Annotated in this window: 5 protein-coding genes and 1 pseudogene; all 6 read right to left on the bottom strand. The window is 61.0% G+C overall.

Annotated elements, in window-relative coordinates; translation table 11 throughout:
- Positions 1–302, bottom strand: a pseudogene (locus Q9Q40_11195) (transposase).
- A gap of 161 nt (positions 303–463) precedes the next feature.
- Positions 464–937 (bottom strand): transposase, encoded by a 474-nt coding sequence (locus Q9Q40_11190; GenBank protein ID MDQ7007784.1) that lies wholly within the window; start codon positions 935–937, stop codon positions 464–466.
- A gap of 601 nt (positions 938–1,538) precedes the next feature.
- On the bottom strand, positions 1,539–1,949 hold the full coding sequence (locus Q9Q40_11185) for a hypothetical protein (protein ID MDQ7007783.1): 411 nt from the start codon (positions 1,947–1,949) through the stop codon (positions 1,539–1,541).
- 274 nt (positions 1,950–2,223) lie between these two features.
- Entirely contained in the window at positions 2,224–4,731 is a 2,508-nt protein-coding gene (locus Q9Q40_11180; GenBank protein MDQ7007782.1) for an RHS repeat-associated core domain-containing protein, read from the bottom strand.
- A gap of 123 nt (positions 4,732–4,854) precedes the next feature.
- Positions 4,855–7,458 (bottom strand): hypothetical protein, encoded by a 2,604-nt coding sequence (locus tag Q9Q40_11175; GenBank protein ID MDQ7007781.1) that lies wholly within the window; start codon positions 7,456–7,458, stop codon positions 4,855–4,857.
- 608 nt (positions 7,459–8,066) lie between these two features.
- Positions 8,067–8,914 (bottom strand): RHS repeat-associated core domain-containing protein (locus Q9Q40_11170; GenBank protein MDQ7007780.1); only part of this gene is annotated, 848 nt, incomplete at its 5' end.

Below are 8,914 nucleotides of genomic sequence, written 5' to 3'. Positions count from 1 at the left end.
TCATCAAGCAGGGTCACGATTTCGTCGCTGAAGAACGCGCTGTCCACTCGAACCTCGATCTTCGTACGAGGGAGCCTCTCTCGGATCGCCTGGAGACACGCCAGAATGAACCGTTTCGCGCCATTCGAGTCGTGTACGTTTACCGAGCGATGAAAGACGTCGAAGACTTGGCCCGTCTGGGAGATCGTGCAAAACAGCGGGTAGTAGCTACGCGCACCCTTCTTCTTCTTGTTGAAGCCCACCGCGGCCCCCTCAGCGTGTCTCTTCGTCGACTGAACCGATCCGTCGAAGTCCAGCGTCAACCCCAGCGTTGCAAAACCACGCGTCCACTTTCCCGCCTCGAGCTGGCGTAGAGTTGGGTTCTCGCCCAGATAGCGGATCTCCACCGCTGGTCCGGGAACTTCACCGCCCGTGAACTCTGGAACCAGATGGACACCTGCCGTCATTCGCCAGATACAGCCCATCAACAGTCGTTCCCGGAGAATCCAGAGCCTAGTTTCTGCAACTGCGGAGTCAAGCGTGCCGGAGCCAGGACCTCCAAGCGGTCCAGCACCAGTTCGCAAACCAGGCGCCGCAGCTTGTCGGCCTCCTTCTGTGTCGCCCGTGACAGCTCCCGGCTGATGGTCGAGACGTCGGGCAGCCGATTCAAGCCCAAGAGACGTTTGACGAGAACGTCATCTTCGTAGAAGCGATAGTCGCGAAGTTCGCGGTACCCCAGCAGGAGATGGACGACAAGCAAGCGAATCATCACGCCAAGACCGTAAATCCCGGAGGAGGACGATCGAAGACAACGTCCAAGACGTTCATTCAGGCCCAGCCGTGCGAACAACGCCTGGAAGACGACCAATCCAGAGCAGGACGTCAACGACTGGTCTTCGAACCGAAGGATGGGAATGACAGCGGCTTTACGGCGGACGCTCTTTCTGCTACGCTTCATTGATTTCGCGGTCTCCTTGGTGTGTTTCTATGTCAGAACCATTATACCCGAGGAGGCCGCATTTTCTACTTCTGGAAGTGATATTTTTTGCATTTCAAAGCCGATTGAAGCGAGGCTGTTGATCACAGCGTTCTGCTGGTTTGGGACCGTTGCTAGACTTCACCATCTGTGGCCCCTGGAACCGGCCCGTGACTTGCCGGCATTCGCCGGATACAGCCTGTGTATGATCGGTAATGGCGAATCAGGGGTGCTATTTTCGCAACTGGGGGGGAAAGTGGCGGGTTACACGGCGAGGGAACAAAAAGTCCTTGACCGCCGCCGGCCGGAGGCTACTGCGCCGCCCGCCGGTCTCCGTTATCCCGATACCCCACTTGTCACGTTCACGCTGGACCAATACAGGCGAAGATCCGCTGCTCTCGCCGCTCAAGAGGCACACCGGCCAAGCCAGCGATTGAACGCCCATACCCTCCGCGCTGATTTCGCAAGGACGCCGATTTCCAACCGCTTACGAAAGGACGTTGCTTGATCCGCGAAGCAAGCCGGCGACTTCATGCGCGCTTGCCGAAGGGGCACCGTGAACTTCAAAGGAACTGCGACGCGATCATTGATCTGAAAGCGCCTCCGCAATCCACGTGCATACGGTTTCGCGGTTCTTCGCCACCGCCGTGGCGGGCTCTGCTACACCCACCGATGCTGCATTACAGACCCATACAAGATTAACGTCTCCACCGGGGCTCTGACAATGCAGTACGAGAACCCAGAGATTCATGATCGGCGACTTCAAGGAAACACGTCGGTCACGATCGAAGTCGCGCAGTGCCCTCAGGTAGTTGTCAACATCTGCCTTCTGAGCCAGAATCTCCGGAATCTTGCTGTCCAGTAGCCCGACGTTGTACCCTGCCGGAATCCGGCAGGAGTATTCTCTTGACGCACATTGGAAGCTGCGCAACCCCAGAGCAGACTGGAAAAACCGGTACGTCACATCAGAAGGGCCCTCATCAACCTCATCCACGGGCACCGCTAACATATTCTGAGGCACACTGCAGGCGCCCCCCCCAGCGTAAAAGGAGTCCCTACCGTTTCCACACCCGATCGTAGTTCCGATACCTATCAGCAGGGACACGACGAAACCAGAGAACGTGACTCCAGGATGGCTCCGCGTGCCCAAAAGCTGCCAACAACTACAGATCCCCCTGCTCCCAAGCATTATACAAGCCCCTATAGGATAGACCAACCGGTCACTGGCTATGTAATTGCGCCGCGTTCGTAGCTACCTTGTCGGTTGACTAGTTGTTATACTGGGGACTGGCTCTGAGTATCTTTATCCAGTTGCCGTTTCTCTCGTCCATCATCATCCGAGCAGCTCTCCCTTCACGTTCAATATCGGCCAGTAAGTTCTGCAGAGCCTGTGTCGCCTTACTAGGCGCGCGGCCATTCGGTGTCGCTATATAGCTGTTCTTGATCAGCTCCTTCAGCCACACTCGAACGAACCTGTCACTGAGACGAAGCAAGCCACGCATCTTGACAGCTACTTGCGCCAAGGAAACAGTGTCCTTCTTGCCTGTAAGGTAGCTGAGCGCAGCCGTGAACATTTGGACTCTCAACAGTTGTCGTGGTTCATCACTCTTGTCAATTCTAGTCGAGTTCAGAACGATCTGTGCTTTACCCCCCAAAAAGCCCTGCGCCGCGAGACCAGCCCAGCCATCCTGTTCAGGAGTAAGGTACTCGACATCATATGTTGAATCGTGGCCACCAAATACCATCTCGTAGATGCTGTATGGTCCTGCTGGAGCCAGAATTGCACTTCCATCACCAGCACCCAGCTTACTCAGAGTTCGTTGCACTATACCCAACTCTCTTTCAACCGACCTTCGTTCCTTTGGTGGGAGCGCCCAGAACGAATCTTCGCCGGAGGGGTCGCAATATGAAAGCGGGTTCCCCATCACGTACATGTATCGGTTCCAGCTGCCCGGTGATACGAGCCGAACACCTCCCGGATCAACTGACAGGAACATGGCAAGTGCCAGAACGTCGACCCGAGCCAGCATATGCGCAGCGCCGATGCTCTGGTCATCTTCATGCCCCGTGAACTTCATCCTCGGGTCGCCGCTCTCCTCCGTCGCCGCTTCCATCCCGAACGGAAAGTACTTCCAGCGACCGATCTCGACACCGTTCTCGTCGGTCATCAGGCGGGTGCTGCCGAGGTGATCGCGGTGGACGAATTGGAGGTTGTGGGAGGCGGGTGCTGACGCGGGGCTCTGGTTCTGGGTCGTGGTGCGCACGTCGTCTGTGATCGGGGCGCTCTGGTCGAATTCGACCAGGGTCACCGGGTCGACTGCTGTGAACCAGTACTGGCCGTGGCCGGCGCCGGCGGGTTGGTCGGGGAGTTGGATGCGCGGGATTCCCTGGGGCTGCGCGTAGAGCAGGACCACGGTGTTGCTGCCCGCCGGCTGGTAGTAGGCATTGAAGAGCGTGCCGAGGGGACAGTCCGAGCCGTCGTTCGACGTGCCGATCTCCTGGCTCGAGGAGCCGTCGTCGCCGAAGCCCGTGCGCAGGGCGTAGAGGAACATGGTGGCCTGCTTGAGGCAGCCGCCACCTCCGCCGCCCCGGCGCAGGGAGAGGGCATTGCTGTAGCCCGTGGTGCCGCACTCCGCCGTGGTCTCGATGCTGATCCAGTTGGTCTCGCCCGGGAAGAACTCGCTCTCGTCGATGCCGAATTCGTCCTCGAGACTGCTCGGGCGGGTCAGAGTCTTGGTCAGGCCCGACTCGGACTCGATGAAGATGTGGTAGTCGCCCGAGGGGGCCATGTGGTCGTACTTGTGGAAGCGGTACTCGGTGCCCACCTTGCGGGGGTTGCCGTACACCAGGTCGGGGCGGGGGCCGCAGGTGGAGTGGATCGCCAGCAGGCCGCCTGCGCCGCGGAGGTACTCCTTGGTCAGCGAGGGGACGTCGTCCGTGCTCTTGACCTCGTAGTCCGCCACCACCTGGCCGCCCGCGTCCCGCAGGGTGATCAGGGCCTTGCCGCCGCTGGCACTGGTGATCCGCAGCCAGCGGTTGCCTTCCGAGTCGTAGCTCGCTTGCTGGAGCAGCGCGCCGCCGGACAAGTATTTCTGCACGTAGCTCAAGCGGTTTTCGGGGCTGAAGAAGTAGTTGAAGCCGCCGGCCTGGTCGTGGGTCGGCTCCTGGGTCAGGTTGCCGTTTTGATCGTACAAGAAATCGGCGCCGTGGATCCGGTTGTCGGGGAAGCTCGCGCCCGCGGCGGTGTAGATCCGGCCGGAGAAGTGGAGGCCGTCGGGTGGAGTATCTCCCGTGACCAGCCGGTCGGTCATGTTGCCGTAGCGATCATAGACATAGTCGATGTCGTTGCTCTGCGACGTGCCGTTCTTCTCGTAGCTCATCCGCGCCCAGTCCAGGCGGTTCGCGAGATCATAGCGGTAGAGGTCGCTGCCGATCTGCTTGATATTCCGCGCGCCGTCGTAGGCGTAGCTGCCGGTATCGAAGAGCACGCTCCCCGCCCCTTCCACGTAAATCCGGCTCGGCAGGAAGGCCGCGTTGACGTCCGTCACGGTCTCCGTACCGTTGCCGTAGCGCAGGCGGTGGATGCCGCCGGCCACATTGTACTCGATGCCGGCAGTGGCCGCGCTGTCGGGGATCACCTCCTGCCAGGGCGTGGTGGCGCCCGCGGTGTCGTAGATCGCCACGCCCGTCAGGGCGCCGTGGCGGTAGCTCAGGCCGTATTCGGGGTGCTGGTGGCTGATGGAGGCACCTTCCGGGAAGGGCAGCCGCTGGCGCAACAGCAGACCGAGGCCCCCGGGCTGGTCGTCGTAGCTGTAGGCCGTCTCGAAACTATCGAAGGCCCCGTCCCGCTCCCAGTCCAGCTCGCTGCGCTCCGCGGAGACCAGGCCGAAGCGCTCCTGCTAGCGCAGGCTGCGGACATGGATCACCGCGCCCGTCGCCTCGTCGTAGGTCGTCACCGTCGTCGGCTTGCCCCGGGGACGGTTGGTCTCCGAGACGCTGCGGTCGGAGTGGTCCTCGTCGTAGGCGATCTGGGAGAGCATCACCGACTGTGAGCGCTTGACGTCGATCGGACCGATACCGATGCCCTTGACGGTGGCGTTGTCGTTGGTGTCTGTGCTGTCGAATTCGAAGCGTAGCTCCAGGTCCACCGTGTTCGCGGCGGGATCTCCTGCCAGTTCCTCCACCGGAATCCGCAGGGCCAGGCTCTGGCGCCAGCGGGACCAGGAAATCTGGGAGGAGTCGACGGCGTAGAGTTCCGTCGCTCCCGCCGGCCACGGATCCGTCGTCGCCTTGCGAGCCAGTACCCGGAAGCTGTCCACCGTGCCCACATCCTTCGCCGTCTGACGCACCTGGCGCCAGATGCGGAAGGTCAGCACGGCGCCATTGGGTACGCCGCCGATCTGTGGCGAGTCCAGGGTCGCCACCTGCTGGCCGGCCTGGGCGTAGTGGCAGTCCGCGCCACCGATGTACCAGGCGCCTTCGCCCAGGCAGCTCGTGCTGTCGGTGGTGGACCAGCCGCTGGCGGTCCAGGTGCTGTCGCCGGGGGCGTAGCTGGCTGTGAAATCGCTACCAGCCTGCCGCTCGATCCGGGTCGGGCGGCCCGCGGCGTCGTAGGTGAGTACGGTCTTGTGACCCCAGGCCGTACCCAGCGCGTCCCGGGTCTCGGTGACCTGGCCCAGCTCGTTCCAGGCCAGGGTCTCGGAGGTGCCGTTCTCCGGTTGGGTCGCGCTGGTCTGGCGCCCGAGAGCGTCGTAGGCGAAGCTGCGCACCTGCTCGTCGGCGTTGCTCGTGGCGTAGCGGTCGTTCGCCGTCGGGGCCATGGACAGGGCATCGACAAGGTTGACCTTGGTCAGGTTGTCGTTTACGTCGTACTCGTAGACCGCGTCCGCGCCCTCGGCGCTGTCCACCGCTACCAGGCGGCCGAGACCGTCGGTGTAGTAGGTGGTCACCGCATCCTGGGCCTGCTCGGTCTGCTGGCCGGTGGCGATGCCGCGCACGGTCACGGTCTTGTTGGTGCCGAAGTAGTCGGTCTCGGTCACCTCGCCCAGAGGCCCGGTCGCCTTGCGTACTCGACCGAAGGGGTCGTCCACCACGTAGTCGGTGCCGTCGATGTTGGTGATGTAGGTGTAGTCCTTGGTCGTACCAGGCAGCGAGCCGTCATCGGTAGCGCTCGAGGTCCACTCCGAGACGAAGCTCTCCCGGCCCTTCTCGTCGTAGCGCACGTGCTGGTAGGACCGGCTGCCGTCGGGATTGAGCTTCTCCTTCTTCGTCACCCGGCCGGCGAAGTCATGGTGCCCGATGGTTTCCGCCAGGTCGTCGCCGGTGCCGCGCCAGGTGCGGATCGCCTTCAGACGCTGGCGCCCGTCGGGGAGGGACTCGGTCTGATACTCGTAGTGGGTCGCGGCCAGGTCGCCCACCTGCTCGGTGACAGGGCGCTGCAGGGCGTCGTAGCCGTAGGTCTTTGAAACCGCAAGCGGGTCTCCCGCCTGGGTGCCGAAGATCTCCTCTTTGGTCACCAGACTGGTATCCGGGTCTACCGTGGCGATCGAGTCGTAGTAGGAAAGCGCGACGTTCTTCTTCGTCGCCTGCACGCCGAACTGCCAGGTCAAATCGGTGCCGAAGGCCTCTTCCGTCACACCCCCGAAACGCACGCCCTGGTGGGAAACGTTGCCTGCCTCGTTGTATTCGACGAGCGTGACGATATCTCCGCTCTGCTCGCCGATGGCGCCGAGGGTGTTGGCGCAGGCGTCGATGGTGACGTTTTCCGGATCCAGGCGAGCCACGCTGGCCTGCACCCGTCCCGTGGTCGTGTCGTAGGCGTGCTGGGTGAGCGTCTCGAGGGTGGTCGTTCCGCCGCCCGCGGGGCGCGTGCCCACCCACTCGCTCGCCACCACGCCCGGCAACCAGCCGTCGATGAGCTGCTGGGATGCCGAGCAAGCGTTGTCCGGCGAGAACTCGTTGTCGTTGGCGTAGTCGGTGTGCGCCACCTTCTCCCACTCCCCGATACCATTGCCGCTGAGCACGGTCGTCTCGAAGCGGCCGTAGTAGCCGCTGCCGTCCCATGTCACCCAGTCCTCGAAGCTCTTGACCACCTTGGTCGTCGTGCCACCGACCGTATCATCCAGGTAGGTCGTTTTCTCGCTGACGAGGACGGCATAGCCGACACCGGTGCAGAGCGTACCGCTCGATTCCGGATCGTCAATGTAGCTCTGTGACCAGGTCTTCTCGACCTTCTTCACCAGCTTGCGAGATCCATCGTCCGCAACGCTGTAGTACAGCTCCTTGATCGGCCTGCCGAAATAGGCGGTGTCCTGCGGCCCCGCGCTGTTGCCGGCGAAGTACTGGTGTTTGCGGGACGAGGTGTCGTAGTGAATTTCCGTCCTGTTCCCGGCAGGATCCACCAACGAGGAAACCGAGTTGAAGTAGTCTGCCCGAACCAGGCAAAAGCGTGGCTGGCCCACGTTGCAGTCGTCAAGGGCGTCATCGTCGCTACTGACGGACACCAGCGGTGGTTCGGCATTGTCGAAGATCCACGCCCAGTAGTTCCCCGAAGCGGTATTCGCCCCTATTTCAGTCTACAGCCCTTCCCCAAAGTAGGGGAACGCGCACCAAAAGATCCAGCAGTACGCAAGCAATGCAATCGTCAACGACCTCAAGACGGTAAGCTTGTTTCTCCATGCTAGCCATGACACCCAGAATAACATTACCATGACAGTGTTTGCGATGGAGACAGCAATCGAGTACGTCAAACCTTGGTGATCAATGCCAACAGTCAAACGGCAGGCAAAGTAGTAGACGCTAAGGACACTCAATAGTCCCACCAAGACCAGTAGATGGCGAACTTCTCTACGATACCGAATCGACGCGAGGTTTAGGTTCAAAACCACGAAAACCACCGGGACAATCAAAATTGTCAGCCAGCGGGGGAAACCGCATGTCACCAGCGCAAGAACGATGGCGGGGTATGGAGACCAGGCAGTCGGCTCATTGGCGGAAACAGCTACTAGTGAAGCAACCAGAGGCATGAGCGACGCTGCAAGAAGCCACGGCAAGCCTGTCTCGGACAACCGTCTATGAGGATCTGTGCAGTTTTCGGTATTCGTTCGCGACCTCATGATGAAGGTCGCGCTTGAGCCCGAACATGCTCGTCATGCTCCCCAGCAGCCTTATCCTGGCTGATCTGATTCTCGTCAAATTCGACTTCGTCCGCATCGCCCGCGCCAACTGCCGGATCAAAGCGATCGGGCGTTGCGACAGGTGAGCCTTGAGCCTTATCCGCTGTTGCCTGCGCTGCGGAGTTCGAATTGGGGCCCAGCAGGCTGTAGTCTTTGTTTTCCACGAGCGCACTCGCAACGCTTGCCACCTTGCCGTCTTTCGCCGCAATTGCCACGTAGTCCACGCCCGCCGCTGCGTCGTTTGTCCCGAGAGACTTCCATACTTCCTGATCCTTTGTTGCAGTACCTTTGGAAAGCCCCGTTGTCTTGTTATCAACACGTCCGAGCTTTCCGTCGCTTCCCTTCCGGGACGACTTTCCGAAGGAGAAAACTCGCGCATTTGGATCACCTACGTAGCGAGCGTGAGTGACGCTAAACATATGGCTACTATTGGCCGGACCGTTTCTTGCGACAAGATACGAGAGCCTGCCATCTGGATCCACCCGGTTCAACGCGTTGTTCACAGAATAACTGAAGCGATTCCATGTTTGCGGCGCTCCCCTCCGGGCACTTCTTCCACTTGGATCGACGCTGAGCAGTCTTGCCAGGCTAATTCCGTGGTACCGAGCTAGCATGTAGTCTAGCTCCACTTCCCCATCCCTATCATGCCCCGTAAACTTCATCCGCTGATCCCCGCTCTCCTCCACCGTCGCCTCCATCCCGAACGGGAAGTACTTCCAGCGGCCGATCTCGATGCCGTTCTCGTCGGTCATCAGGCGGGTGCTGCCGAGGTGGTCGCGGTGGA

The organism is Acidobacteriota bacterium (assembly GCA_030949985.1).
Lineage (GTDB): Bacteria > Acidobacteriota > Polarisedimenticolia > J045 > J045 > JALTMS01.
The sequence above is the reverse complement of the archived record's forward strand: the minus strand, read 5'-3'. Positions and strand labels throughout refer to the sequence as shown.

Excerpts from the sequence above, each read along its gene's own strand:
- Q9Q40_11190 (MDQ7007784.1), bottom strand. The coding sequence starts at position 937 with ATGAAGCGTAGCAGAAAGAGCGTCCGCCGTAAAGCCGCTGTCATTCCC.